Source organism: Pseudomonas fluorescens (genome assembly GCF_005938625.1).
Lineage (GTDB): Bacteria > Pseudomonadota > Gammaproteobacteria > Pseudomonadales > Pseudomonadaceae > Aquipseudomonas > Aquipseudomonas fluorescens_BD.
Genome location: NZ_VCNJ01000020.1, coordinates 61,838 through 86,221, shown reverse-complemented (window position 1 = coordinate 86,221; position 24,384 = coordinate 61,838). Strand labels below are relative to the sequence as shown.

At 58.8% G+C, this 24,384-nt stretch carries 19 protein-coding genes; 12 read left to right on the top strand and 7 right to left on the bottom strand.

Annotated elements, in window-relative coordinates; genetic code table 11:
• Positions 1-58 precede the first annotated feature (58 nt).
• Positions 59-2,800, bottom strand: a complete 2,742-nt coding sequence (gene acnA, locus FGA82_RS13795; protein WP_141127491.1) for an aconitate hydratase AcnA — start codon at positions 2,798-2,800, stop codon at positions 59-61.
• A 221-nt stretch (positions 2,801-3,021) separates the two neighbouring features.
• Between acnA and rlmM the strand changes: the two genes are divergently transcribed.
• Together rlmM and tusA are read left to right on the top strand one after the other, a co-directional pair.
• Positions 3,022-4,095 (top strand): 23S rRNA (cytidine(2498)-2'-O)-methyltransferase RlmM, encoded by a 1,074-nt coding sequence (gene rlmM / locus FGA82_RS13790; protein ID WP_141127490.1) that lies wholly within the window; start codon positions 3,022-3,024, stop codon positions 4,093-4,095.
• A 164-nt stretch (positions 4,096-4,259) separates the two neighbouring features.
• A complete protein-coding gene (gene tusA / locus FGA82_RS13785; RefSeq protein ID WP_141127489.1) occupies positions 4,260-4,511 on the top strand; it encodes a sulfurtransferase TusA in 252 nt (83 codons plus the stop codon).
• Between the two features lie 133 nt (positions 4,512-4,644).
• On the opposite strand, the gene FGA82_RS13780 is transcribed toward tusA, so the two are convergent.
• Positions 4,645-6,054 carry an MATE family efflux transporter gene (locus tag FGA82_RS13780; RefSeq protein WP_141127488.1) on the bottom strand — a complete coding sequence of 470 codons (1,410 nt, stop codon included), beginning with the start codon at positions 6,052-6,054 and terminating at the stop codon, positions 4,645-4,647.
• A 159-nt stretch (positions 6,055-6,213) separates the two neighbouring features.
• On the opposite strand from FGA82_RS13780, the gene pdxB reads away from it, so the two are divergent.
• On the top strand, positions 6,214-7,356 hold the full coding sequence (gene pdxB, locus FGA82_RS13775) for a 4-phosphoerythronate dehydrogenase PdxB (protein WP_141127487.1): 1,143 nt from the start codon (positions 6,214-6,216) through the stop codon (positions 7,354-7,356).
• Positions 7,357-7,524: 168 nt separating this feature from the next.
• Here the strand turns inward: pdxB and FGA82_RS13770 are convergent, their stop codons facing one another.
• Complete coding sequence (locus FGA82_RS13770) at positions 7,525-7,704, bottom strand: PA1571 family protein (protein ID WP_141127486.1); 180 nt, start codon at positions 7,702-7,704, stop codon at positions 7,525-7,527.
• A 255-nt stretch (positions 7,705-7,959) separates the two neighbouring features.
• Between FGA82_RS13770 and FGA82_RS13765 the strand changes: the two genes are divergently transcribed.
• Positions 7,960-9,765, top strand: a complete 1,806-nt coding sequence (locus FGA82_RS13765; RefSeq protein ID WP_141127485.1) for an ABC transporter transmembrane domain-containing protein — start codon at positions 7,960-7,962, stop codon at positions 9,763-9,765.
• 82 nt (positions 9,766-9,847) lie between these two features.
• Here FGA82_RS13765 and FGA82_RS13760 read toward each other — a convergent pair whose 3' ends face one another.
• Entirely contained in the window at positions 9,848-11,776 is a 1,929-nt protein-coding gene (locus FGA82_RS13760) for a transglycosylase SLT domain-containing protein (protein WP_141127484.1), read from the bottom strand.
• Positions 11,777-11,990: 214 nt separating this feature from the next.
• On the opposite strand from FGA82_RS13760, the gene FGA82_RS13755 reads away from it, so the two are divergent.
• Entirely contained in the window at positions 11,991-13,913 is a 1,923-nt protein-coding gene (locus FGA82_RS13755) for an ATP-binding cassette domain-containing protein (protein ID WP_141127483.1), read from the top strand.
• Between the two features lie 172 nt (positions 13,914-14,085).
• On the opposite strand, the gene FGA82_RS13745 is transcribed toward FGA82_RS13755, so the two are convergent.
• A complete protein-coding gene (locus FGA82_RS13745; protein ID WP_141127482.1) occupies positions 14,086-14,523 on the bottom strand; it encodes a universal stress protein in 438 nt (145 codons plus the stop codon).
• Positions 14,524-14,626: 103 nt separating this feature from the next.
• Here FGA82_RS13745 and FGA82_RS13740 point away from each other — a divergent pair, with 103 nt between their 5' ends.
• From FGA82_RS13740 to FGA82_RS13705, 7 genes are all read left to right on the top strand, one after another.
• A complete protein-coding gene (locus FGA82_RS13740; protein WP_141127481.1) occupies positions 14,627-15,064 on the top strand; it encodes a hypothetical protein in 438 nt (145 codons plus the stop codon).
• A 516-nt stretch (positions 15,065-15,580) separates the two neighbouring features.
• A complete protein-coding gene (gene fadB / locus FGA82_RS13730; protein ID WP_141127480.1) occupies positions 15,581-17,728 on the top strand; it encodes a fatty acid oxidation complex subunit alpha FadB in 2,148 nt (715 codons plus the stop codon).
• 32 nt (positions 17,729-17,760) lie between these two features.
• Entirely contained in the window at positions 17,761-18,936 is a 1,176-nt protein-coding gene (gene fadA, locus FGA82_RS13725) for an acetyl-CoA C-acyltransferase FadA (protein WP_007910465.1), read from the top strand.
• 98 nt (positions 18,937-19,034) lie between these two features.
• Positions 19,035-19,271: a DUF1653 domain-containing protein gene (locus FGA82_RS13720; RefSeq protein WP_007910467.1), complete on the top strand. Its 237-nt coding sequence runs from the start codon at positions 19,035-19,037 to the stop codon at positions 19,269-19,271.
• Between the two features lie 114 nt (positions 19,272-19,385).
• Entirely contained in the window at positions 19,386-22,016 is a 2,631-nt protein-coding gene (gene topA, locus FGA82_RS13715; RefSeq protein WP_034156438.1) for a type I DNA topoisomerase, read from the top strand.
• A 143-nt stretch (positions 22,017-22,159) separates the two neighbouring features.
• Entirely contained in the window at positions 22,160-22,684 is a 525-nt protein-coding gene (locus FGA82_RS13710; protein WP_141127479.1) for a DUF6586 family protein, read from the top strand.
• A 106-nt stretch (positions 22,685-22,790) separates the two neighbouring features.
• Positions 22,791-23,024 carry a hypothetical protein gene (locus FGA82_RS13705; protein WP_141127478.1) on the top strand — a complete coding sequence of 78 codons (234 nt, stop codon included), beginning with the start codon at positions 22,791-22,793 and terminating at the stop codon, positions 23,022-23,024.
• A 94-nt stretch (positions 23,025-23,118) separates the two neighbouring features.
• Here the strand turns inward: FGA82_RS13705 and sulA are convergent, their stop codons facing one another.
• Together sulA and lexA are read right to left on the bottom strand one after the other, a co-directional pair.
• Positions 23,119-23,592: an SOS-induced cell division inhibitor SulA gene (sulA, locus tag FGA82_RS13700; protein ID WP_141127477.1), complete on the bottom strand. Its 474-nt coding sequence runs from the start codon at positions 23,590-23,592 to the stop codon at positions 23,119-23,121.
• Positions 23,593-23,602: 10 nt separating this feature from the next.
• Entirely contained in the window at positions 23,603-24,211 is a 609-nt protein-coding gene (lexA, locus tag FGA82_RS13695) for a transcriptional repressor LexA (RefSeq protein WP_003226590.1), read from the bottom strand.
• Positions 24,212-24,384: the final 173 nt, after the last annotated feature.

Below are 24,384 nucleotides of genomic sequence, written 5' to 3'. Positions count from 1 at the left end.
TTTAAAAGCCAAAGATCGCAGCCTGCGGCAGCTCTTACATTGGTTATGCGTTGATTCGTTATGAGGCGATCAACTGGCGCAGTACGTAATGCAGAATCCCGCCTGATTTGAAGTATTCCACTTCATTCAACGTATCGATGCGGCACAGCACCTCGATTTTCTCCTGCTTGCCATCCTCACGGGTGATCACCAGCGGCAGATTCATTCGCGGTGTCAGCTCGACGCCGGTCAGACCCTGGATTTCAAAGGTTTCCTTGCCGGTCAGGTTGAGGCTCTTGCGGTTCTGATCAAGCTTGAACTGCAGTGGTAGCACGCCCATGCCCACCAGGTTGGAGCGGTGAATCCGCTCGAAACTCTCGGCGATCACCGCTTTGACGCCCAGCAGGTTGGTGCCCTTCGCCGCCCAGTCACGGCTGGAGCCGGTGCCGTATTCCTGCCCGGCAATCACCACCAGCGGCGTGCCCGAAGCCTGATATTTCATCGCCGCGTCGTAGATCGCCAGTTTCTCGCCGGTTGGAATGTAGATTGTGTTGCCACCTTCTTCACCGCCGAGCATTTCATTGCGAATACGGATGTTGGCGAAGGTGCCGCGCATCATCACTTCATGATTGCCACGCCGTGAGCCGTAAGAGTTGAAGTCCCGTGGCTCCACGCCTTTTTCGCGCAGATAACGACCGGCCGGACTGTCAGCCTTGATGTTGCCGGCAGGGGAGATGTGGTCGGTGGTCACCGAATCGCCGAGCAGGGCCAGCACGCGTGCGCCTTTGACGTCTTTGACTTCTGGCAGCGGGCCGGAAATATCGTCGAAGAACGGCGGATGCTGGATGTAAGTCGAATCGTCCTGCCACACGTAAGTCGCCGCTTGCGGTACCTCGATCGCCTGCCACTGCTCATCGCCGGCAAACACTTCAGCGTATTCCTTGTGGAACATCGCGGTGTTGACCTGATTGATCGCATCGGCAATCTCTTTACTCGATGGCCAGATATCGCGCAGATACACCGGATTGCCCTGCTGATCCTCGCCCAGCGGTTCGCTGCTGATATCGCTGCGCACGCTGCCGGCCAGCGCATAGGCGACCACCAGCGGCGGCGAAGCCAGCCAGTTGGTTTTCACCAAGGGATGCACGCGGCCTTCGAAGTTGCGGTTGCCGGATAGCACCGACGCGACGGTCAGGTCGGCTTTCTGAATGGCTTTCTCGATCGGCTCGGGCAGCGGTCCCGAGTTGCCGATGCAGGTGGTGCAGCCATAACCGACCAGCGAAAAGCCGAGCTGATCAAGGTATTGCGTCAACCCCGCTGCCTTGTAGTAGTCGGTGACCACTTTCGAGCCCGGTGCCAGCGAACTCTTCACCCACGGTTTGCGCGTCAGGCCTTTCTCCACAGCTTTTTTCGCCAGTAATCCGGCGGCCATCATCACGCTCGGGTTCGAGGTGTTGGTGCATGAAGTGATCGCAGCGATGACCACCGCGCCGTTTTTCAGGCGATAGGTGTGGCCTTCGTACTCGTATTCGGTTTCGCCAACCAGATCGGCATTGCCCACCGCGACGCCCCCACCGCCCTCACTTTCCAGGCGTCCTTCTTCTTTGCTGGTGGGTTTGAATTGCAGGTCGATGAAGTCGCTGAAAGCTTGCGGCACATTCGGTAGCGAGACGCGATCTTGTGGGCGTTTCGGTCCGGCCAGACTCGCTTCGACGCTGCCCATGTCCAGCGCGAGGCTATCGGTGAACGCGGGTTCCTGACCGGGCAGACGCCACAGGCCCTGAGCCTTGGTGTAAGCCTCGACCAGTTTCACAACTTCCGGTGGCCGGCCGGACAGACGCAGATATTCCAAAGTCACGTCATCAACGGGGAAGAAGCCGCACGTCGCGCCGTATTCCGGAGCCATGTTGGCGATGGTTGCGCGGTCGGCCAGCGGCAGGTCGGCGAGGCCGTCACCGTAGAACTCGACGAACTTGCCGACCACACCTTTCTTGCGCAGCATTTGCGTGACAGTCAGCACCAGATCGGTAGCGGTGATGCCTTCCTTGAGTTTGCCGGTCAGTTTGAAACCGATCACTTCCGGAATCAGCATCGACACCGGTTGCCCGAGCATCGCCGCTTCGGCCTCGATCCCGCCGACGCCCCAGCCGAGTACGCCGAGGCCGTTGATCATGGTGGTGTGCGAGTCGGTACCGACCAGCGTATCGGGGAACGCGTAGGTGCGGCCGTCTTCATCCTTGGTCCACACGGTGCGGCCGAGGTATTCGAGGTTAACCTGATGGCAGATGCCGGTGCCCGGCGGCACCACGCTGAAGTTGTCGAAGGCACTTTGGCCCCAACGCAGGAAGGCATAACGTTCGCCGTTGCGCTGCATTTCGATGTCGACGTTCTGCTCGAACGCGCTAGGCGTGGCGAATTTGTCGACCATCACCGAGTGGTCGATCACCAGGTCCACCGGCGATAGCGGATTGATTCGCTGTGGATCGCCGCCAGCCTTGGCCATCGCCGCACGCATCGCGGCGAGATCAACCACGGCGGGTACGCCGGTAAAATCCTGCATCAGGACGCGGGCAGGGCGGTATTGAATCTCGCGATCGGAGCGACGTTCCTTGAGCCAGGCGGCAATCGCCTTGAGGTCGGCGCCGGTGACAGTTTTTTCATCTTCCCAGCGCAGCAGGTTTTCCAGCAGGACTTTCAGTGACATCGGCAGCTTGTCGAGGTCGCCCAGGCTTTTGGCGGCATCCGGCAGGCTGAAGTAGTGGTAGATCTTGTCGTCGATTTGCAGGGTTTTGAGCGTTTTCAGGCTATCGAGGGACGGCATTACAATCACTCCTTTGAATCCGCACGGCTACGGATCGGGGGACGAATAGAGCTTTAAACCTAGCCCTGTTTTAGGTAGCTGGCTAATAACTGGACTCTATGAGCGGAACCAAGGTTCCGACATCGGCTATCATGCGCCGGTTTTCGTGACAGGCTTTGCTTCAGCGCAAGGCCTGAGCATCGCGCAGGGGCCGAATCATCGCCCTCTGCCCAGGAGTAAGAATGAACACCCTATTCATGCATTGCCGGCCAGGCTTCGAAGGCGAAGTCTGTTCGGAGATTTCCGACCTCGCCGCGCAACTCAATGTGGCCGGCTACGCCAAGGCCAAAGCGGCCACCGCGTGCGCCGAGTTTGTCTGCACCGAAGAAGACGGCGCCGAGCGCCTGATGCGCGGACAGCGCTTTGCCGAACTGATCTTCCCGCGCCAATGGGCGCGCGGGGTCTTCATCGACCTGCCGGAAAACGATCGCATCAGCGTGATCCTCGCGCACATGGCCGATTTCCCGGTGTGCGGCAGCTTGTGGCTGGAAGTCGTCGACACCAACGACGGCAAGGAACTGTCGAACTTCTGCAAGAAATTCGAAGGCCCGCTGCGCAAGGCGTTGACCGGCGCTGGCAAACTGGTGGAAGACGCCGGCAAGCCGCGTCTGCTGCTGACATTCAAAAGTGGCCGCGAAGTGTTTCTGGGGATGGCCGATGCCGGTAACTCGGCGATGTGGCCAATGGGCATTCCGCGCCTGAAGTTCCCGCGTGAAGCACCGAGCCGTTCGACGCTGAAGCTGGAAGAGGCGTGGCACCACTTCATCCCGCGTGATCAGTGGGAAGATCGCCTGCACAGCGACATGACCGGCGTCGACCTCGGCGCTGCGCCGGGCGGCTGGACCTGGCAACTGGTCAATCGCGGCATGCTGGTGACTGCCATCGACAACGGCCCGATGGCCGAGAGCCTGATGGACACCGGTCTGGTCCAGCATTTGATGGCCGACGGTTTTACCTTCAAGCCCAAGCAACCGGTGGACTGGATGGTCTGCGACATCGTCGAGAAACCGGCGCGTAACGCCGCGATGCTCGAAGAGTGGATCGGCGAGGGGCATTGCCGCGAGGCGGTGGTCAACCTGAAGTTGCCGATGAAGCAGCGTTACGCCGAAGTGAAGCGTTTGCTCGAACGCATTGCCGATGGTTTCAAGGCGCGCGGGATCAAGGTCGATATCGGCTGCAAACAGCTGTATCACGACCGCGAGGAAGTGACCTGCCATTTGCGCCGTCACGACACCAAGAAAGCCAAATCCCGCTGAAACAACACAAAACCCTGTAGGAGCTGCCGCAGGCTGCGATCGTTTGATCTTGAAAAGCAAAGATCGCAGCCGTCGGCAGCTCCTACATAGGGTGTGGCGTAACGCCACAGATGACCGAACACCCGGCAATGCGCGACAATGCCGGCCAGTTTCAGGAGTGAATCATGAGTGAAATGATCGATACCCCGGTCGACGGCACCCTCGATGCCACCGGTCTCAATTGCCCGGAGCCGGTGATGATGCTGCACCAGCACATTCGTGACCTGGTGCCCGGCGGACTGCTCAAGGTGATCGCCACCGACCCGTCGACCCGACGCGACATTCCCAAGTTCTGTGTGTTTCTCGACCACGAACTGGTGAGCCAGCACGAGGAGGCCGGTACTTATCTGTACTGGATCCGCAAGAAAGACGCTTAACAGCAGCTACACATAAAACAATTGTGGGAGCGAGCTTGCTCGCGAAAGCGGAGTGTCAGTCACTGTAAATGTCGACTGAATCACCGCATTCGCGAGCAAGCTCGCTCCCACTTTTTTGTCCTGTGTTAATGGCTTAGCCTGCGCTACGACTGATCCGAATACGCTTGCGCGCACTACGCGTCAGGCGAATCGACAGCATCAACGCCGCACAGCTCAGGCCAACGATCAAACCCTGCCACAGGCCGCTCGGGCCACGTGGCTCGCCGAGCCAGTCGGTCAGGCCGAGGGCATAGCCCACCGGCAAACCAATGCCCCAATAAGCGAACAGCGTCAGGATCATCGTCACCCGAGTGTCCTGATAACCACGCAGCGCGCCGGCAGCGGTCACCTGGATGGCGTCGGAAAACTGGAACAGCGCCGAATACACAATCAGCATCGCCGCGATGTGAATCACCGTCGGGTCAGCGGTGTAAATCGCCGCAATCGGCTCGCGCAGCAACAGCATCATGCTCGCCGACAGGCAGGCGTAAGCCAGCGCAGTGCCCATGCCGACGCCAGCGGCAAAGCGCGCTTCGCGTGGTTCTTCGCGGCCCAGTGCCTGGCCGACGCGCACGGTAACGGCCATGCCCAGCGAGTAGGGAATCATGAACACCAGCGAGCTGACGTTCAGCGCAATCTGATGCCCTGCCACCACGGTCGCGCCGAGGCTACCGATCAGCAGGGCGATGACGGCAAAAATGCTCGATTCGGCAAACACCGCGATGCCGATCGGCAGACCAATCGCCAGCAGACGTTTAATCACCGTCCATTGCGGCCAGTCGAAACGGCTGAAGATTTCGCTCGAACGATAGGCCGGCGCCCAACGCTCATAGCCGGCCAGCCCCAACGCCATCACCCACATCACGATCGCCGTGGCCCAACCGCAGCCGACGCCGCCCATCGCCGGCACGCCGAAGTGGCCATAGATGAAGACGTAGTTCAGCGGAATGTTCAGTGCCAGACCACACAGGCCCAGCACCATCGCCGGACGCGTGCGGCCGATGCCGTCGCTGGTGCAGCGCAGCACATGATAGAACGCCACCGCCGGCAGACCGCTGGCGATGCCGTGCAGGTATTGCATGCACGGGCCGATCAGCTCGGGGTCGACCTTCATCAAGTGCAGCACCGGCTCGGCGGCGACCAGCATCGCCGTCGCGATCAGCCCTACCACCAGCGCCAGCCACAACGCCTGACGCACGAGAGGACCGATTTCGCTGTGAGTGCCAGCGCCAAAACGCTGGGCGACTTTCGGCGTGGTTGCCAGCAGCGTGCCGGTCATCAGCAGAAACACCGGCACCCAGATCGAGTTGCCCAGCGCCACCGCCGCCAGATCCTTCGGCCCGACGCGGCCGGCCATCACCGCATCGACGAAGCCCATGGCCGTGGTCGCCAACTGCGCAATGATGATCGGCAGCGCGAGGGCCAGCAGGTTCTTGAATTCCAGACGAATCCGCGCGGGGCGGGTCAGGGAGACGGCGACAGGTTGGTCAGTTACAGAATTCACAGGCAAAGCGTCCACAGAGGTTGATGCGCAAGGCGCCGCATTCTACGCCGCTGACGTTACAGTCCGGAAAAATCCTCTGTTGCGGATTTGTAAGCGCAAAGCCTGCTGGCCCGGCGACCGATCTGCACCTAAACTGCCGATCCGCCAAAGGAGCCCGCCATGCTGATTGTTGCCGACGAAAATATCCCGCTGCTCGATGCTTTTTTTGCCGGTTTCGGCGAGATCCGCCGGGTGCCGGGCCGTTCCATCGACCGTGCGACGGTCGAGCAGGCCGACGTATTGCTCGTACGTTCGGTGACCAACGTCAATCGTGAGTTGCTCGAGGGCAGCAAGGTTCGCTTTGTCGGTACCTGCACCATTGGCACTGATCATCTGGATCTCGGGTATTTCGATGAGGCCGGCATTACCTGGTCCAGTGCCCCCGGCTGTAACGCTCGGGGCGTGGTCGATTACGTGCTGGGTAGCCTGATGACCCTCGCCGAAATCGAAGGCGTCGATCTCACTCAGCGGAGTTATGGTGTCGTCGGCGCGGGTGAGGTGGGAGGGAGGCTTATCCAGGTCCTGAAGGGCCTGGGCTGGGACGTCAAAGTCTGCGATCCGCCACGGCAGGCTGCCGAAGGCGGCGATTACGTCAGCCTGGAGCAGATCATCGAACAGTGCGACGTGATCAGTCTGCACACGCCGTTGACCCGCAGTGGCGAAGGGGCGACCTGGCATTTGTTCGATCAGCAGCGTTTGCAGCAGCTCAAGCACGGCGCATGGCTGATCAACGCGGCGCGTGGTCCGGTGGTGGATAACGCCGCGCTGCGCAACGTGCTGCTGGAGCGTGAAGACCTGCAAGCCGTTCTTGATGTGTGGGAGGCCGAACCGGAGGTTGATGTGGCGCTGGCCGAACTCTGCGTGTTGGCGACCCCGCACATTGCCGGTTACAGCCTCGACGGCAAACAGCGCGGAACTGCGCAGATCTATCAGGCGTATTGCGCATTCATCGGCCAGCCAGCGAGCATTCAACTCAGTGAGCTGCTACCGGCACCGTGGTTGTCGGAAGTTTCCCTGCACGGTGACAGCGATCCGGCCTGGGCGCTGGCGATGTTATGCCGTGGGGTGTACGACCCGCGCCGCGATGACGCGGATTTTCGCCGCAGCCTTGTAGGCAATGTCGGTGAGCAGCGTGCGGCGTTCGATGTGTTGCGCAAGCAGTATCCGGTGCGGCGCGAGATTGAAGGGCTGAAGGTGCGGATTGAAGGGGAGTCGCCAGAGTTGGCGAAGATAGTCGCAGCACTGGGGGCTGTGGCTGTCTAGAAACCGAGGTGGCCGATTCGCGAGCAGGCTCGCTCCCACAGGAAATCTTCAGTGGATGGGAAATCCCTGTGGGAGCGAACTTGCTCGCAAAAGTCCCGGCACAAATTTCAGATAGGTACACAGAAAAAACCCGGCCAAAGGGGCCGGGTCAGGAAGACGGTGGCTATATCACTTTTGTTCGGCAGGCTTGACCAATCGCTTCTCCAGTTCGCGGCATGCGTCCTGGATCATGTCTTCAGTGATCGGTACTTCATGCCCATCCTTATCGATAATCGAGCAACCCAGAGTCTGGCCGGGCTTGGTGCGGATCACTTCAATCTTGTCATCGCTGCTGTGTTGCAAGGACATGGCCTGTCTCCTCATCAGGTTGTGTACCCAGATTAAAACCGCCACGTGACCAGGCTGTGACAGCGCCTTCGATCCGTCATGAGCGGCCATTCCAGTCCAACAGAAATGACCGTTCGTCTCAACCGCGACGTTAGACCGATAGCAACTATGGCCTAGTCTTTGGGGGCATATTTAACCTGACTCATTGTGATTTACAGAGTTCCACCCCAAAGAAGGTTTACGCTAGCCCTTTCATCAACACGGATGCGTACTTGAATGACCCCGAAGCTTTCTTCAAGGCACCGGCGCGCCCTGCGTCTGACCAGCCGATTTCTGGCCCCTTACCGCTGGCAAGTCATCGGCGCTCTGCTGGCATTGATCGTCACCGCCGCCGTTACATTGTCGATGGGGCAGGGGATCAAACTGTTGGTCGACCGGGGCTTCATGACTCAGTCACCGCATCAGCTCAATCAGAGCATCGGCATCTTCATGTTGATGGTACTGGGCCTGGCGGTCGGCACGTTCGCACGGTTTTACTGGGTGTCGTGGATCGGTGAGCGCTGCGTCGCCGACATTCGCCGTGAGGTCTTCAATCATCTGGTCTATCTGCACCCCGGCTTCTATGAGAACAACCGCAGTTCGGAGATTCAGTCGCGGCTGACTGCCGACACGACACTCTTGCAATCGGTGATCGGCTCGTCGCTGTCGATGTTCCTGCGTAACCTGCTGATGGTCATTGGTGGTGTCATCCTGTTGTTCGTGACCAACGCAAAGCTCACCAGCATCGTGGTGATTGCCTTGCCGTTCGTGGTGGCACCGATTCTGATTTTCGGCCGGCGCGTGCGCAATCTGTCGCGGTTGAGCCAGGACCGTGTCGCCGATATCGGCAGCTATGTGTCGGAAACCCTCGGCCAGATCAAAACCGTGCAGGCCTACAACCATCAGGTGCAGGATGAGCGGCGTTTTGCGACGACGGTCGAGGACGCATTCGACACTGCACGCAAACGCATCTTTCAGCGTTCGTGGATGATCACCATGGTGATTGTGCTGGTGCTCGGCGCCGTGGCAGTGATGTTGTGGGTTGGCGGGATGGACGTGATCGCGGGGCGCATCACCGGGGGCGAACTGGCGGCGTTTGTCTTTTACAGCCTGATTGTCGGCAGTGCCATTGGCACGTTGAGTGAGGTGATCGGTGAGCTGCAGCGCGCAGCCGGTGCCGCCGAACGAATCGCTGAGCTGTTGGGTTCGGAAAATATCATCCAGCCACCAACCGCCGGGCTGGTGACCCTGCCGGAGCGCGTGCGGGGGGAATTGCAATTGCAGGACGTGCGTTTTTCCTACCCTTCGCGTCCGGAAAGCTACGCCGTCAACGGTTTGAATCTGACCATCCGGGCCGGTGAGACGCTGGCGCTGGTGGGGCCATCCGGCGCCGGCAAGTCCACCGTGTACGATTTGCTATTGCGCTTTTATGATCCTGTGGAAGGTCGGATCCTGATTGATGGCGTGCCGTTGACCAGCCTCGATCCGCTGGACCTGCGCCGTCACTTCGCCCTGGTCTCACAGTCGCCGGCGCTGTTCTTTGGCAGCGTTGAAGAGAATATTCGTTACGGCAATCCGGGGGCGACGCTGGAGCAAGTCAAGGAAGCGGCAAAAATTGCTCACGCCCACGACTTCATCGAGAAAATGCCCAACGGTTACCAGACCCATCTCGGCGATGGTGGCCTCGGCCTTTCCGGTGGCCAGCGTCAGCGCTTGGCGATTGCCCGGGCGTTGCTGGTCGACGCACCGATCCTGCTGTTGGACGAAGCTACCAGCGCCCTCGATGCACAGAGTGAACACCTGATTCAGGAAGCGCTGCCGAGCCTCATGCAGAACCGCACCACGCTGGTGATCGCGCATCGACTGGCCACGGTGAAAAACGCTGACCGGATTGCAGTGATGGATCAGGGCAAACTTGTGGCCATTGGCACTCATCAGGAGCTGATTGCCAGCAATCCGCTGTATGCACGATTGGCGGCGTTGCAGTTCAATGATGGCAAGAGCGCTTCAACTAATCCTGTCACCGATCCTGCCATTCACTAAGTAACCGCTCAGGTTGTACCTATAAAAAATGCCCGTATCGCGAGATACGGGCATTTTTTGTTACTCGGCGTCAGCCTCGTGATCACTGATCGTCAAAGTACCGCTCATGCCAATCCACCAGCGGCTGTGGCGAGTTGAGCTTCTGGCCGTAGATCACCGAGTACGACAACACGTTCTGCACGTACTGACGGGTTTCATCGAACGGGATGCTTTCCACCCAAACGTCAAAGCTCAGGTGATCAGCACCGCGTAGCCATTGGCGCACTCGACCCGGGCCGGCGTTGTAGGCGGCGGAGGCGAGGACGCGGTTGCCGTTGAACTGGCTGTGCACCTGGCTCAGGTAAGCGGCGCCGAGCTGGATGTTCTTGTCTGGATCGAGTACCTGCTGCGGCGAGGCCAGCGGGATGCTGAACTTGCGCGCGGTTTCCTTGGCGGTGCCGGGCATCAACTGCATCAGGCCACTGGCGCCAACGCCGGAGCGGGCGTCGTCCATGAAAGCGCTTTCCTGGCGGGTGATGGCGAACACCCAGCTCGAATGCAGGCCACGCACCTTGGCTTCACGCACAAGGGTTTCGCGGTGAGCCATCGGGAAGCGAATATCCAGATCGTCCCAGTACTGCGCCTGGCTGATGGTGCGGATCGCCGGGAAGTACCATTTCAGGTCGTAAGCCAGTTTCGCCTGGGCAACCATCTCATCGCGGTTGAAATGGCGGCTAACGTGATACCACTCGCGACGACCGTCGACGATCTGCCCGCGAGCATGGAATTCCAGCGCGCGGCGCACGCCCGGGGTGTTGCGCACCTTGTTGATCAGTGCCTGGCTGAGGACCAACGGCTTGTTGTTCAGCGAGTACGGCGATTGCGAGCGGTCGGCGGCAAGGAAACCGTAGAAGTCACGTTCCCGCGCGAGGCCTTTGTATAGGGTCTGTGCTTCCGGGTTTTGCGGCTGGGCCAGTTCCAGACTGCGCGCCTGCCAGTAGCGCCAGCGGTTGGTGGTGGCCAGATCCTGCGGCAGACGGCGGGTCAACTGATACGCATCGTCCCAACGCGCCAGACGCAGCAGCAGGCGCAAACGCCATTCCGAGACGGTGTTATCGCGCAACTCCGGGTCGTATTTGGTCATCACGTCCAGCGCGCGGCTGTCGAAGCGTCGGGCGAGGGTCAGACCGATTTCCCGGGCGATCGCGACTTTTTCATCGCGGGAGAAATGCATGCTGCTGGCGTAACCGTCGAGCAGCGCCATGGCCTTGTCCGGATCCTGACGGGCGAGACGGCGCAGGCCGAGACTGACCACGTCGGACATCGGCTCATCGGCCGGGGTGAAGCGCGACGGTTGATTCAGCAACTCCGGTTTCTGCGCCACATCCACCAGCAAACGACCGCGCGGGGCGAGGGTGGTCAGGCCATTGACCAAACTGTTGGCCAGTGGATAGTTGCGCGTCTGAGCGGCGAGTTTGGTGCGCTCCCAGCGTTTCTGTTCGGTGAGCTGGCCGTCGGCGGCCCAGATGCCGAACAGTCCGTCACAGGCAGCGGGTTGTGATTTGCCGGTCAGCCAGAGCTTTTCGGCATTGGCGTAACCCTCGGCCTTGTGACCGCTGCTGATCTGATACTGCGCATTGAGGCAGTCCAGTTCGGTGAAATTGAGTTTCGGGTCGTAATACTTGACGAAGGTCGCCCAATCGCCACGGTCGGCGAGCCAGCGCAACCAGCGCAGTTTCATCCAGTTGGCCTGGGGCAGGTCACCGTGCTCGGCGAGAAATTTCTCGATTTCTGCATTGCTCGCGGTCTTCAGGCGTGCGGTCAGTTCGTCGTAAGCGAGATACGGTTCCAGCGGATAATCGGCCAGCGCCTGGCTATAACGGAAATACGGGCCGGTATCACCCTTGGCCAAGGCGCGCTTGGCTTCATCGTAATACTGGCGTTGGGTGGACAGGTCCACCGCCTGGGCGGATTGAGCGGCAGCGGCGGTAAGTAGCAAGCAGGACAAGACACTGAAAAGGCGACTGCGCATGAGACATCCGGGCAGAGAAATCATGACAAGTGCCGACATCAATCAGCACTGAATTGTCTGTAGCTTAGCCTTTTGCCAGCAAGCGGCGAAAGCTTTGCCGGCCTCGCAGCACAAGTTCGCAACAATTGTTGTGCAGAGTGCTTCGACAGACAAATTGCCGGCCTGCTGAAGCCCTAACTCAGGTAGAATGCGCGCCCGGTTTTTGGAGAAGCTCATGACCCTGCTCAAATTCAGCGATGTGTCCCTTGCGTTCGGCGCTATGCCGTTGTTGGACAAGGTGTCCTGGCAGATCGCCCGTGGTGAGCGGGTGTGCATCATCGGCCGCAACGGCACTGGCAAGTCCAGCATGATGAAACTGGTCAAGGGCGACCAGAAGCCCGATGAAGGCTCGGTGTGGCGTGCCCCCGGTCTGAAAATCGGCGAATTGCCGCAAGAATTGCCAGTGGCCGACGATCGGACAGTGTTCGACGTGGTCGCTGAAGGCCTTGATGGCGTGGGCGCGTTGCTCGCCGAATACCATCACCTTGCGCAGAACTGCGTTACTGAAGAAGACCTGAACAAGCTGATGCACGTTCAGCAAGACCTCGAAGCCCGTGATGGCTGGCGTTTGCAGACTCTGGTCGAGAGCACTTTGAGCCGCCTGCAATTGCCGGCCGACAAGACCCTCGCCCAGTTGTCCGGCGGCTGGCGTCGTCGCGTGCTGCTGGCGCAGGCGCTGGTGTCCGAGCCGGATCTGCTGCTGCTCGACGAACCGACCAACCACCTGGACATCGGTGCGATTGCCTGGCTCGAAGAAGCGCTGAAAGATTTCCAGGGCGCCGTGCTGTTCATCACGCACGACCGTTCCTTCCTGCAAAACCTCGCCACGCGCATCCTCGAACTGGATCGCGGCGGCCTGATCGACTGGAACGGCGACTACGCCAGTTTCCTTGTGCACAAAGAAGCCGCGCTGGCCGCTGAAGAAACCGCCAACGCGCTGTTCGACAAGAAACTGGCCCAGGAAGAAGTCTGGATCCGCCAGGGCATCAAGGCGCGCCGCACCCGCAACGAAGGCCGCGTCCGTGCCCTGAAAGCCCTGCGCGTTGAGCGCAGCGAGCGTCGTGAGCGCACCGGCAAGGCCAACATTCAGTTGGACACTGCCGACAAGTCCGGCAAGCAGGTGATGGTCCTCGAGAACGTGAGTTTCGCTCACCCGGGTGGCCCGTTCCTGATCAAGGACTTCTCGATGGTGCTGACGCGCGGCGACCGTATTGGTCTGCTCGGCGCCAACGGTACTGGCAAGACCACCCTGCTGAAACTGATGCTCAGCGGTCTGCAACCGACCAGCGGCAAAGTGGAAGAGGGCACGCGGATCGACGTGGCGTACTTCGACCAGTTGCGTCATCAGCTGGATCTGGAAAAAACCGTGATCGATAACGTCGCCGAAGGTCGCGACTTCATCGATATCGACGGTCAGAGCCGGCACGTGCTGAGCTACCTCGGCGACTTCCTGTTCAGCCCGCAGCGTGCCCGCACGCCGGTCAAGGCGCTGTCGGGTGGTGAGCGTGCGCGTCTGTTGCTGGCAAAACTGTTCAGCAAACCGGCGAACCTGCTGGTCCTCGACGAACCGACCAACGACCTCGACGTGGAAACCCTTGAGCTGCTGGAAGAAGTGCTGCTGACCTTCAACGGCACCGTGCTGATGGTCAGTCACGACCGGGCATTCCTCGACAACGTGGTCACCAGCACCCTGGTTTTCGAAGGTGAAGGCAAGGTGCGTGAATACGTCGGCGGCTATCAGGACTGGATCCGTCAGGGCGGTTCGCCGCGCCTGTTGGGCGTGACTGAAAGCAAGTCGGGCAAGGCTGACTTGAACTCCGCCGTGGTGACCGCTGAGCCTGCTGTGGTCGCAGCGCCTGCCGCAGCAGCACCGGCGGCCAAGAAGAAGCTGAGCTACAAGCTGCAGCGCGAGCTGGAAGCGTTGCCGGGCGATATCGATGCCAAGGAACAGCAGATCGCCGCAGTGGAGGCTGAGATGGCTGAAGGCGGTTTCTATCAGCGTCCACCGGCTGAAACAGCCAAGGTGATTGCTTCGCTGGAGCAGTTGCAGGCTGAGCTGGATGCGTTGATGGAGCGTTGGGCCGAGCTGGATGCCTGATTGATCCTGATGTGAAAAAGCCCGGCGTTCAGTGATGAGCGCCGGGCTTTTCATATCTAAACGCAGTTCACTTGTAGGAGTGAGCCTGCTCGCGATAGCGGTTTGGCATTCAACGAATTCGTCGACTGTCAGAACGCGATCGCGAGCAGGCTCACTCCTACACGGGACGGTTTCAGCGTTTGATCAGATGTACCGCCAGTACATCGCAAGGCGCGCCGTGCAGTACATCATTGGCGGTCGAACCCAGCAACAGCGCCAGACCATGGCGGCCATGGCTGCCGACCACGATCAGATCGCACGTGTTTTCCTTGGCGAAATGATGGATTTCCTGGCGAGGCTGGCCATAGGTCAGGTGGCAGTTTGCACCTTCAAGTTCTGCATATTTGGCTTTCAAGCGCTCAAGACGCTCCTTGGCCTGATCGAACTGCTGTTGTTGCAGTTGTGACAGATCCATCGGCACGTCGCCGCCGAATGCCATGGCCATCGGCTCGACGATATGCACCAGCGAAAGCTTGGCGCCATTGCTCGCCGACAGCTCTCGGGCGCGGTGAATCACAGGGTCGCACTCTTCGGTCAGATCTACGGCGACCAGGATGTGGTGGTAGGGCATGAGGTGCTCCTCGTGAGGTTTCAATATTGTTAAGTATGGCTGGTTTCAAGCGCATTGGTTCCAAAGTGACACAATGCGCTCACCAAGAATTGGGAATAGAGATATGACGGTCTGGTTAGTGGTGTCAATCCTGTTGGTGGTTTTGAGTCCGCTGGCGTGGTTACGCCCATCGCGCGCGCAAAGCGGTCGCATTGCCCTGCGTATGGAGGCGCGACGCATCGGTCTGGCCATGCAGCTGGCACCGCAGGAATGGCCACACTGGCTGGCGCAAGAGCCGCCGAACCCGTGTGCGCAGTATCATCGGCCACGTCGCAGCAAGCAGCCTGTCTGCTGGACTTACTGGCAGAAGTCGCCGGGTGTGTGGGTCAATCAGTGGCAGGAAGTCTGCGAGGATCAAGCGCTGCTCAATCATTTCGAAAAGTTGCCGGGCAATGTTTTCAAAGTCGAGGCGGACAAGCAGATGATCGCGTTGTATTGGGGCGAGAAGGGCGAAGCCAGCGTTTTGCAGGATATCGACGCCACTCTGAAAGCGCTGGCGTGAGGCGCGGACTTTTCCCACTGCATGGTGGGGAAGGTCTGGCAGACGCGCAATAAAAAGCCCGACATGATTCATCGGGCGGGGTTGGCCAGGCAGGCCGGAAAATCTTTTGATGTCGACTCGATCAGCGCATCTCCGTGTAGTCACTCCAGCGTAGCCCTTTAAACAAGGGCTGCCGCGAATTAGGGCGACTTTTCTAACTATTGATTCTATGAATGGCTTCACATGCAGACGCGTGTTGCGGGTCTTCGTCTTACAGAAATGACCGCAAAGTCGCATTTCAACCCGTATTTTGGGCGATTGACAATTGTCGGAAATTCCGTGAAGGTGACGTACCCAAATCAAACGGGCGTATGAATTGAGCGTTTGTCTTACAGACTGCTCCTACAGAATCCCGACTATCGCGTTGGCGGGTGTGCCGGGTGGATTGGCGTTAGCATCGACGAAAAAGCGTCCTGCCGAGCCATTCGCCTGCGTCCGACGTGTACTGTTCAGCTTCCATATCGTGGAGATCAGTTGATGATTTACGAAGGTAAAGCCATCACGGTTAAAGCTCTTGAAAGTGGCATCGTCGAATTGAAATTCGACCTCAAGGGTGAGTCCGTCAACAAGTTCAACCGTCTAACCCTGAACGAACTGCGTCAGGCCGTAGACACCATCAAGGCAGATGCTTCGATCAAGGGCGTGATCGTCAGCAGTGGCAAGGACGTGTTCATCGTCGGCGCCGACATCACCGAATTTGTCGACAACTTCAAGCTGCCGGATGCCGAGCTGGTTGCTGGCAATCTCGAAGCCAACAAGATCTTCAGCGATTTCGAAGACCTCAACGTCCCAACCGTAGTGGCCATCAATGGCATCGCACTGGGCGGCGGTCTGGAAATGTGCCTGGCAGCTGACTATCGCGTCATGTCGACCAAGGCCAAGATCGGTCTGCCGGAAGTCAAGCTGGGCATCTACCCAGGCTTCGGGGGCACCGTGCGTCTGCCGCGCCTGATTGGTGTCGACAACGCTATCGAGTGGATTGCCTCCGGTAAGGAAAACCGCCCTGAAGACGCGCTGAAAGTCAGCGCCGTCGACGCCGTGGTTGCTCCTGAGAAACTGCAGGAAGCTGCCCTTGAACTGATCAAACGCGCCATCTCCGGCGAGTTTGACTTCAAGGCCAAGCGTCAGCCGAAACTAGAAAAACTCAAGCTGAACGCCATTGAACAAATGATGGCTTTCGAAACCGCTAAAGGTTTCGTCGCCGGTCAGGCTGGCCCGAACTACCCGGCGCCGGTTGAAGCGATCAAGACCATCCAGAAAGCCGCGAACTTCGGTCGTGACAAGGCGCTGGAAGTCGAAGCTGCAGGTTTCGTCAAACTGGCCAAGACCTCTGCCGCGCAGAGCTTGATCGGTCTGTTCCTGAACGATCAGGAACTGAAGAAAAAGGCCAAGGCCTACGACGAAATCGCCAAAGACGTGAAGCAGGCCGCTGTACTCGGCGCTGGAATCATGGGGGGTGGTATCGCTTATCAGTCGGCCTCCAAAGGTACGCCGATCCTGATGAAGGACATCAACGAACACGGTATCGAGCAGGGTCTGGCCGAAGCCGCCAAACTGCTGGTTGGCCGCGTTGATAAAGGTCGCATGACCGCTGCGAAGATGGCTGAAGTGCTCAACGCCATTCGTCCGACCCTGTCCTACGGCGACTTCGGTCACGTCGATCTGGTGGTCGAAGCTGTGGTCGAGAACCCTAAGGTCAAGCAAGCCGTGTTGGCTGAAGTGGAAGGTCAGGTCAAAGAGGACACCATCCTCGCGTCCAACACCTCGACAATTTCCATCAGTTTGCTGGCCAAGGCCCTCAAGCGTCCGGAAAACTTCGTCGGCATGCACTTCTTCAACCCGGTGCACATGATGCCGCTGGTTGAAGTAATCCGTGGTGAGAAGTCGAGTGAGCTGGCGGTTGCCACCACCGTTGCCTACGCCAAGAAAATGGGCAAGAACCCGATCGTCGTCAACGACTGCCCGGGCTTCCTGGTCAACCGCGTACTGTTCCCGTACTTCGGCGGTTTCGCCAAGCTGGTCAGCGCCGGTGTGGACTTCGTCCGTATCGACAAGGTCATGGAAAAATTCGGCTGGCCGATGGGCCCGGCGTACCTGATGGACGTGGTCGGCATCGACACCGGTCACCACGGTCGTGACGTCATGGCTGAAGGTTTCCCGGACCGCATGAAGGATGACCGTCGTTCGGCCATCGACGTGCTGTACGAAGCCAAACGCCTGGGTCAGAAGAACGGCAAGGGCTTCTACGCCTACGAAGCCGACAAGAAAGGCAAGCAGAAGAAAGTCGCCGATCCGTCGGTGCTGGAAGTGCTCAAGCCGATCGTCTACGAGCAGCGCGACGTCACTGACGAAGACATCATCAACTGGATGATGATCCCGCTGTGCCTGGAAACCGTGCGTTGCCTGGAAGACGGCATCGTTGAAACTGCCGCCGAAGCCGACATGGGTCTGGTCTACGGTATCGGTTTCCCTCCATTCCGTGGCGGTGCGCTGCGCTACATCGATTCGATCGGTGTTGCCGAGTTCGTTGCCCTGGCTGACCAGTACGCTGATTTGGGCGCGCTGTACCACCCGACCGCGAAACTGCGTGAAATGGCCAAAACCGGCCAACGGTTCTTCGGTTAAGCGTCCCAACTTTTGAGCGAGAGTGAAATTTTATGAGCTTGAATCCAAGAGACGTCGTGATTGTCGACTTCGGTCGTACTCCGATGGGCCGCTCCAAGGGCGGCATGCACCGCAACACCCGCGCCGAAGACATGTCGGCGCACCTGATCAGCAAATTGCTGGAACGCAACGCCAAGGTCGATCCTGCTGAAGTCGAGGACGTGATCTGGGGCTGCGTCAACCAGACCCTGGAGCAGGGCTGGAACATCGCACGCATGGCGTCGCTGATGACCCAGATCCCGCACACTTCGGCTGGCCAGACCGTCAGCCGTCTGTGTGGCTCGTCGATGAGTGCGCTGCACACTGCTGCGCAAGCGATCATGACCGGCAACGGTGACGTGTTCGTGGTTGGCGGCGTCGAGCATATGGGTCACGTGAGCATGATGCACGGTGTCGATCCGAACCCGCACATGTCGCTGTATGCGGCGAAAGCCTCGGGCATGATGGGCCTGACCGCGGAAATGCTCGGCAAAATGCACGGCATCACTCGCGAACAGCAGGACGCTTTCGGCGTGCGCTCCCACCAGTTGGCCCACAAGGCCACCGTGGAAGGCAAGTTCAAAGACGAAATCATCCCGATGCAGGGCTACGACGAGAACGGTTTCCTGAAACTGTTCGACTACGACGAAACCATTCGTCCGGAAACCACCCTGGAAAGTCTGGCAGCTCTCAAGCCAGCCTTCAATCCAAAGGGCGGCACCGTGACTGCCGGTACTTCGTCGCAGATCACCGATGGTGCTTCGTGCATGATCGTGATGTCGGCGCAGCGTGCTCAGGACCTGGGTATCCAGCCAATGGCGGTTATCCGTTCGATGGCAGTGGCGGGTGTGGATCCGGCAATCATGGGCTATGGTCCAGTTCCGGCAACACAAAAAGCCCTGAAACGTGCAGGCCTTGGCATCAACGATATCGACTTCTTCGAACTCAACGAAGCTTTCGCCGCACAGGCCCTGCCAGTGCTGAAAGATCTGAAAGTGCTCGACAAGATGAACGAGAAGGTTAACCTGCACGGCGGCGCGATCGCCCTGGGTCACCCGTTCGGTTGCTCCGGTGCGCGTATTTCCGGCACCTTGCTGAACGTGATGAAGCAGAATAGCGGCACCTTCGGGGTGGCTACTATGTGCATTGGTCTCGGCCAAGGCATCTCCACCGTCTTCGAACGCGTTTAAGCGTCTCGTCGATGGAAGCCGGGGCCAAGTGCCCCGGTTTTTGTTTTTGTGGATTTATTTTGTTTTTATTTTGAAAAAATTTGAGTGAGGGCCGAAGCATGCCGATACAACCTGGGCTCTACCAACATTACAAAGGTCCGCAGTACCGCGTATTCAGTGTTGCGCGGCATTCCGAAACCGAAGAAGAAGTGGTCTTTTACCAAGCCCTGTATGGCGATTACGGCTTTTGGGTGCGCCCTCTGAGCATGTTTCTCGAGTCAGTCGAGGTTGACGGCGAGCAGGTGCCACGCTTTGCTTTGGTGCAAGCCGAACCAAGCCTTTTTTCCAAGGCATAAGGCGAGTGCGCACAGAACCCTGTGCTTGACCTCACCTTGTATCAACTATATATAGCGGTGCCGCGTCAGGCGCCAACCGCCTTTCACTTCTAGAATTCAGGAATTTTCTGATCCATGGGCAAATCGCTGGTCATTGTGGAATCCCCGGCTAAGGCCAAGACCATCAACAAGTATCTGGGTAACCAATACGTGGTGAAGTCGAGTATCGGCCATATCCGAGACCTGCCCACCAGCGGTTCGGCTAGCGCCAGCAAAGAGCCAGCCGCCAAGCGCGGCAAGGCTGCTGCGGGTGAAGGTCCGGTGCTCTCGCCGAAAGAGAAAGCGCGCAAGCAGCTGGTCTCGCGTATGGGTGTCGATCCCGATCATGGCTGGAAAGCCAAGTACGAGATCCTCCCGGGTAAAGAGAAGGTCATCGAAGAGCTGCGCCGGCTCGCCAAAGATGCTGACACTATCTATCTCGCAACCGACTTGGATCGCGAGGGGGAAGCCATTGCATGGCACCTGCGCGAAGCCATCGGTGGTGATGACAGCCGCTACAAGCGCGTGGTGTTCAACGAAATCACCAAGAAGGCGATTCAGGAAGCCTTCTCGGAACCGGGCGAGCTGGACATTGATCGTGTCAACGCTCAACAGGCGCGTCGTTTCCTCGATCGCGTCGTTGGCTACATGGTCTCGCCGCTGCTGTGGGCAAAGATTGCCCGTGGCCTGTCCGCCGGTCGCGTGCAATCGGTAGCCGTGAAGCTGGTGGTTGAGCGTGAGCGCGAAATTCGCGCGTTCAACCCGGAAGAGTACTGGGAAGTGCATGCCGATCTCGGCACCACCAAAGGCTCGACCGTGCGTTTCGAAGTGGCTCGCGAGAAAGGCGAAGCCTTCAAGCCGCTCAACGAAGCCCAGGCCATGGCCGCGCTGGAGAAGCTCAAGTCTTCCAGCTACAGCATCGTCAAACGCGAAGACAAGCCGACCAGCAGCAAGCCGTCGGCGCCATTCATCACGTCGACTCTGCAACAGGCTGCGAGCAACCGCCTGGGCTTCGGCGTGAAGAAAACCATGATGATGGCCCAGCGTCTGTACGAAGCCGGCTACATCACTTATATGCGTACCGACTCGACCAACCTCTCGGCTGATGCCGTGGCGATGGCGCGCACTTACATTGAAGACGAGTTCGGCAAGAAGTACCTGCCGGAAACGCCAAACGTCTACAGCAGCAAAGAAGGCGCGCAAGAGGCTCACGAAGCGATCCGTCCTTCCGACGCCAACACCACGCCGAGCAAGCTCGCAGGCATGGAGCGTGACGCTGAGCGTCTCTACGAGCTGATCTGGCGCCAGTTCCTCGCTTGCCAGATGCTGCCGGCGCAGTATCTGTCGACCACTGTCAGCGTCGGCGCTGGTGACTTCGAGCTGCGCGCAAAGGGCCGTATCCTGAAGTTTGACGGTTACACCCGTGTCATGCCGCAGATTGCCAAGCCCGGCGATGACGACGTTCTGCCAGATATGGCGCAGGGCGATGTGATGAAGCTGATCAAGCTTGATCCGTCCCAGCACTTCACCAAACCACCGGCGCGTTACTCGGAAGCCAGTCTGGTGAAAGAAATGGAAAAACGTGGCATTGGTCGTCCTTCGACTTACGCTGCGATCATTTCGACCATTCAGGATCGCGGCTATGTGACCCTGCACAACCGTCGTTTCTACTCGGAAAAGATGGGCGACATCGTCACCGAGCGTCTGTCGGAAAGCTTCTCCAATCTCATGGACTACGGCTTCACTGCCGGCATGGAAGAGAACCTCGATGACGTGGCACAGGGTGAGCGCGACTGGAAAAGTGTGCTGGACGAGTTTTACGGCGATTTCAAAAAGAAACTCGAGGTAGCTGAAAACCCTGAAAGCGGCATGCGCGCCAACCAGCCAGTCATGACCGACATTCCGTGCACGACCTGTGGTCGTCCGATGCAGATCCGTACTGCGTCGACCGGCGTGTTCCTCGGTTGCTCGGGCTACAGTCTGCCGCCGAAAGAACGCTGCAAGGCCACCGTCAACCTGGTGCCGGGCGACGAGATCGCTGCCGACGACGAAGGTGAGTCGGAATCGCTGGTACTGCGCGGCAAACATCGCTGCCCGATCTGCAGCACGGCGATGGATGCTTACCTGCTCGACGAAAAACGTAAACTGCACATCTGCGGTAACAACCCGGATTGCGCTGGCTACGAAATCGAAGAAGGCAGCTATCGCATCAAGGGCTACGAAGGTCCGAGCCTGGAATGCGACAAGTGCGGCAGCGAGATGCAACTCAAGACCGGCCGATTCGGCAAGTTCTTCGGTTGCACCAACCCTGAGTGCAAGAACACCCGCAAACTGCTGAAAAGCGGTGATGCAGCGCCGCCGAAGATGGATCCGGTAAAGATGCCTGAGCTTAAATGCGAAAAGGTCAACGACACCTACATCCTCCGTGACGGTGCCTCTGGTCTGTTCTTGGCCGCCAGCCAGTTCCCGAAAAACCGTGAGACCCGTGCTCCGCTGGTGATCGAGATTGTGCCGCACAAGGACGAAATCGATCCGAAGTACCACTTCCTCTGCGACGCGCCGAAGAAGGATCCTGATGGTCTGCCAGCGGTCATCCGCTACAGCCGCAAGACCAAGGAGCAGTACGTGCAGACCGAAGTCGACGGCAAGCCTACCGGTTGGAAGGCGTACTTCGACGGCGGCAAGTGGACGGTTGAAGACAAGCGTACAAAGGCCAAGGCTGAGTAAGCGTTAGTCCGACACTGAAAGGCCGCATGAGAACCCTCGGGTTTTCATGCGGCCTTTTTGTTTTGTGCTTGCGGTGGGATCGGCTGATCCACGACACTGTCCGGCCTGTGTGAAGCAATTATTTCGTTGTGGAGAGCGCCGTCATGGCTCACGAACTCTATACCCGCACCAACCAGAAGATCTATTTCGCCGGGCTGTCGCTCGAAGCCTTGGTTCGCGCTGAAGAAGGGCGGGCGATGAATTCTCTGGCGTTGATTCAGGCTGGGCGTGAATCGGCCTTGTTTCACCTGTATGGCGCCTTGCTGGGGCTTTGTCATGAGATCGCGGGTTTCTATCGTCTGCCGCAGGCCAATGCGCCGCGGGCCGAGATGCTGCTGACGCGTGAAGTGCTGGAGTCGATTGCGATTCCCGAACTGGCCGAAATGGTTGAGTTGGCGGGCAATTCTGAAACCTGGTTGGCAAAACTGCTGGCAGCGCATTCGGCGCTGTTTCAACCGCCACGAGTGCCGCACAAGCCGAAGGGCGATGTGACGCAACCGTTGATTCAGGCGATTAATCTGGATGAAGAAGAAGCGCCAGAAGAGTTGAGTCGAGAGGAGCTGGAGAGCTGGCGGCAGAACTTGAAAGGTCTGGCAATACGTTTCCGCGAAGGCTTGAACGAATGCTGAGGGCGATTGACACGGTGGCAATCTGAAACATGCTGCTGGTCAAGATCCCGAGCGAAGCCTGAATGATGTCTATATAATCCCTGCCTTTCGTGGAGAACAGACCTATATGCCAACGTCCTTTCTAGAAATTGTCGAGTTACCCGACGGCCGAATCGAGCTGCGCAGGGCCGAGGACGAAGGTTCTCTGGTGACGCTGGATTTCTCCGCGGATGCCAAGGCGTTCCTGCAAGGTCAGCATGTGGAGATCGCCAAGGCGATGTTAAGCGTCGGCGTGCAAATGGCCGGTCGCATGGTCGAAGGCGAGTTTGATAAGGAAGAAGGGCCGCGGGTTCTTCATTGATCCCCGTCTTTTTACTTTTTGACGTTACCGCTTCAAATCGGCTTCTCTGTCCCTGGAGAAGCCCTGCGCTTCACACAGCGCGTATAACCACCAATCAACCCAAACGAATATTCAGGCTCTGAGCATCGCCCGTGCGTGCGGCGCTGATCAGTTGTTGCCGTGAATTTGCGTTCAGCAGGTTGAGCCAAGTGACTACGGTGTGACTGCGGCCCAGCTTCAGAGCTTCGCATGCCAGTTGTTGAGCGCTTTGAGCGCCCCTTGGTTGCAGTAGCAGAATGCGTTCGCGATTCAGCCCGGCATCCCGCAGCCATGTCTGGGTCAGGCTCGCAGGAGGCGCTATCAGCGTCAGCCAGCGCGCGTCCTGATCCTCGCTCAGTTCGCGAAGGATCGGGGCAAGCAGGTTCAGGCAGTTCCCGGTAGCGCCGCGCAGTGACAGCTCGCTGAATACTTCAGGTTCGGCAGTCCACGGGCGCTCGACGACCTCTTTGAGGGTCGGCGCCATCGGTTGTGCCAGAAACGCTTCGAATAAAGGCAGTTGTGTTTGCTGAGGTGTGTGTGGGAACTGCATAAAGCCTCCTTTAGCGGCGAATGACGCCGACACTCAAGCCTTCGATCACCAGTTCCTGATCTTTCAGGTCGACTTCGATAGGGGCGAACTCAGGGTTTTCGGCAATCAGCCAGACCTTGCTGCCTTCACGCTTGAAGCGTTTGACGGTCACTTCATCGCCAATGCGGGCGACGACAACCTGGCCATTACGCGCTTCGCGGGTGGTGTGCACGGCGAGGAGGTCACCGTCGAAAATGCCGATGTCTTTCATGCTCATGCCATGCACGCGCAACAGATAGTCGGCGCGTGGATGAAAGAAGGCCGGGTTGATATTGCAGGACTCTTCGATGTGCTGCTGGGCGAGGATCGGCGCGCCGGCAGCGACCCGGCCAATGATCGGCAGGGTAGAGTCGTCGGCTTTGGCTTCGAAACCGGGGATGCGAATACCGCGAGAAGCCCCTGGAGTCATCTCGATGGCACCTTTTCGGGCAAGTGCCTTGAGGTGTTCTTCAGCCGCGTTTGGCGACTTGAAGCCCAGTTCCTGAGCGATTTCCGCACGGGTTGGCGGGTAGCCGTTGTCTTCGAGGCAGCGTTTGATAAAGGCCAGAATCTCGGCTTGGCGTGGCGTCAGCTTTAGCATATTGATCGCTCTGTCTTTTTATACAGTGACTGGGATTATATACAGTGGAACGCCCTTGGCAATGCCCGTTTTTTTGCAGACCGCCAGACGGTCGGCAGCCTTGCTTATTAATGCATCGGTCTTGTGTGGTTAAATAGCTGACCGACCATTCCCAAAACGAACCGACAGGCTTG

Coding starts and splice junctions, on each gene's coding strand:
- acnA (WP_141127491.1), bottom strand. CDS start 2,800: ATGCCGTCCCTCGATAGCCTGAAAACGCTCAAAACCCTGCAAATCGAC.
- rlmM (WP_141127490.1), top strand. CDS start 3,022: ATGAACACCCTATTCATGCATTGCCGGCCAGGCTTCGAAGGCGAAGTC.
- tusA (WP_141127489.1), top strand. CDS start 4,260: ATGAGTGAAATGATCGATACCCCGGTCGACGGCACCCTCGATGCCACC.
- pdxB (WP_141127487.1), top strand. CDS start 6,214: ATGCTGATTGTTGCCGACGAAAATATCCCGCTGCTCGATGCTTTTTTT.
- FGA82_RS13770 (WP_141127486.1), bottom strand. CDS start 7,704: ATGTCCTTGCAACACAGCAGCGATGACAAGATTGAAGTGATCCGCACC.
- FGA82_RS13765 (WP_141127485.1), top strand. CDS start 7,960: ATGACCCCGAAGCTTTCTTCAAGGCACCGGCGCGCCCTGCGTCTGACC.
- FGA82_RS13760 (WP_141127484.1), bottom strand. CDS start 11,776: ATGCGCAGTCGCCTTTTCAGTGTCTTGTCCTGCTTGCTACTTACCGCC.
- FGA82_RS13755 (WP_141127483.1), top strand. CDS start 11,991: ATGACCCTGCTCAAATTCAGCGATGTGTCCCTTGCGTTCGGCGCTATG.
- FGA82_RS13745 (WP_141127482.1), bottom strand. CDS start 14,523: ATGCCCTACCACCACATCCTGGTCGCCGTAGATCTGACCGAAGAGTGC.
- FGA82_RS13740 (WP_141127481.1), top strand. CDS start 14,627: ATGACGGTCTGGTTAGTGGTGTCAATCCTGTTGGTGGTTTTGAGTCCG.
- fadB (WP_141127480.1), top strand. CDS start 15,581: ATGATTTACGAAGGTAAAGCCATCACGGTTAAAGCTCTTGAAAGTGGC.
- fadA (WP_007910465.1), top strand. CDS start 17,761: ATGAGCTTGAATCCAAGAGACGTCGTGATTGTCGACTTCGGTCGTACT.
- FGA82_RS13720 (WP_007910467.1), top strand. CDS start 19,035: ATGCCGATACAACCTGGGCTCTACCAACATTACAAAGGTCCGCAGTAC.
- topA (WP_034156438.1), top strand. CDS start 19,386: ATGGGCAAATCGCTGGTCATTGTGGAATCCCCGGCTAAGGCCAAGACC.
- FGA82_RS13710 (WP_141127479.1), top strand. CDS start 22,160: ATGGCTCACGAACTCTATACCCGCACCAACCAGAAGATCTATTTCGCC.
- FGA82_RS13705 (WP_141127478.1), top strand. CDS start 22,791: ATGCCAACGTCCTTTCTAGAAATTGTCGAGTTACCCGACGGCCGAATC.
- sulA (WP_141127477.1), bottom strand. CDS start 23,592: ATGCAGTTCCCACACACACCTCAGCAAACACAACTGCCTTTATTCGAA.
- lexA (WP_003226590.1), bottom strand. CDS start 24,211: ATGCTAAAGCTGACGCCACGCCAAGCCGAGATTCTGGCCTTTATCAAA.